Origin of the sequence: Rhodococcus sp. YH1, from assembly GCF_009939605.1 — a bacterium.
In the GTDB taxonomy this organism is placed as follows: domain Bacteria; phylum Actinomycetota; class Actinomycetes; order Mycobacteriales; family Mycobacteriaceae; genus Rhodococcus; species Rhodococcus aetherivorans.
This window is the reverse complement of sequence record NZ_WVTE01000188.1, coordinates 1-1,591: the sequence shown is the minus strand read 5'-3', so window position 1 is coordinate 1,591 and position 1,591 is coordinate 1. Positions and strand designations below refer to the sequence as shown.

General features: G+C 71.7%; 3 protein-coding genes. 2 read left to right on the top strand and 1 reads right to left on the bottom strand.

Translation table 11 applies throughout. The annotated features are described in order from the left end of the window. Together AIIKEEIJ_RS14420 and AIIKEEIJ_RS14415 are read left to right on the top strand one after the other, a co-directional pair. Positions 1–308 (top strand): 4-hydroxyphenylacetate 3-hydroxylase C-terminal domain-containing protein (locus tag AIIKEEIJ_RS14420; RefSeq protein ID WP_274386866.1); only part of this gene is annotated, 308 nt, incomplete at its 5' end. A 72-nt stretch (positions 309–380) separates the two neighbouring features. Then, positions 381–872, top strand: a complete 492-nt coding sequence (locus tag AIIKEEIJ_RS14415; protein WP_006946204.1) for a hypothetical protein — start codon at positions 381–383, stop codon at positions 870–872. A 75-nt stretch (positions 873–947) separates the two neighbouring features. On the opposite strand, the gene AIIKEEIJ_RS14410 is transcribed toward AIIKEEIJ_RS14415, so the two are convergent. Then, positions 948–1,591 (bottom strand): helix-turn-helix domain-containing protein (locus AIIKEEIJ_RS14410; protein ID WP_161995938.1); only part of this gene is annotated, 644 nt, incomplete at its 5' end.

Sequence of the window (1,591 nt, the reverse complement as noted above, 5' to 3'; positions counted from 1 at the left end):
GCCCCTACCTGGACAAGTACGTCCGCGGCTCCGACGGCATCACCGCCGTGGACCGGGTCAAGGTCATGAAGGCCCTGTGGGACTCGATCGGCTCCGAGTTCGGTGGCCGCCACGAACTGTACGAGCGCAACTACTCCGGCAACCACGAGAACGTCAAGGCCGAACTGCTGTTCGCCGCCGAGAACCGCGGCATCGTCTCCGGCATGAAGGGCCTGGCCGAGCAGTTCATGAGCGAGTACGACCTCGACGGCTGGACCGTGCCCGACCTCATCGGCAACGACGACGTCAGCGCCTACTACCGCAAGTAACCCCCAGCTGCCGCGCGCGGGCGATCCCCTGCCGCCCGCGCGCGGCGTTCCACCCGCGAAGGAGCGCCCGAGATGACCACCGCCTCGAAGTCCGTCGCCCGTGCCCCCGTCCCGGAGTTCGACGCCGTGGTCCTCGGGCGCTCCTTCGCCGCCCTGCGGGCGGCCGGCCGCCTGCGCGACGAACTGCGATTGGCCGTCCACGACACGGCCGGCGCGACCTCCGCCCGCTACGACGACGTCGACCACCGCTGGGACATCCTCGACGGCTCGACCGTCGTCGCGCGGGCCAAGTTCCTCGTCGACGGGGACGGCACCCTCCCGCTGTGCGGCCGCGACGGTGCGCGGTGCACGGCGAACACGTTGACGGCGAAGGGTTTTCCCAACCTCTTCCGGCCGGCCACCGCCGTCCACCCCGATCCCGTCGGATACACCGTCGCGTGCATCGAGCACATGCGCGCCTACGGCCACGACTACGTCGAGCGCCGAGCCCGGGTCCCGATCTGCGACGACGACTTCCCGGAGCTGTCGTTCGACCGGCCCACCCCGCAGTTCTGGGTCGGGTAGGCCCACGCAACGACACAGGTCCCGGACATCGACAAGCGTCTCGACGGTTGTCGACGTCCGGGACTTCTGTGTGCGTCAGCGGCCGCGCAGGACCTCCGCGGGCGTCGTCCCGTAGCGCCGCTTGAACGCCGCGGCGAACCGGCCGGGGTGGCTGAAACCCCACCGGTAGGCCACGTCGGCGACGGTGACCGCGCCCGCTCCGGCGACGAGGTCGGCGTGGGCGCGGTCGAGCCGGATGTCGAGCAGGCACGCCGACGGGCTGCGGCCGACGAAGTGGGCGAACGCCTCCTGCAGGCGGCGGACGCTGGTGCCGGCCAGTTCGGCCATGTCTGCCGCGGTCCACGCCCGACCGGGATCGTCGTGCAGGGCGTCGAGGACGCGACGGATCATACCCGGCCGCGGAGGTCCGGCCGGTCCGTCCTGCGGGGCGACGGCCAGGACGAACGCCGCGGTCACGGCACCGGCGAGCTGCGCCCCGACCACCGGATTGCGCACCACCTCGAGGGCGCCGTCGAGCTGTTCGGACAGGGCCCGGACGAGCCCGTGCCACTCGCTCGCCGGACCGGTCAGGTCGAGCTGGTCGGGCAGCTCGAGCTTCGATCGCACCGGCGAACCGAGGATCCGGTCGGCCTCCCGCTCGAGATGCTCCCGGTCGAACTTCACCCCGAGCACGGAACACGTTGCGCCCCAGTGGGTGATCACACTCGGCGTGTCGGCCC

Bases quoted from the DNA above. Each gene is read 5' to 3' on its own strand.
- AIIKEEIJ_RS14415 (WP_006946204.1), top strand. From the start codon at position 381: ATGACCACCGCCTCGAAGTCCGTCGCCCGTGCCCCCGTCCCGGAGTTC.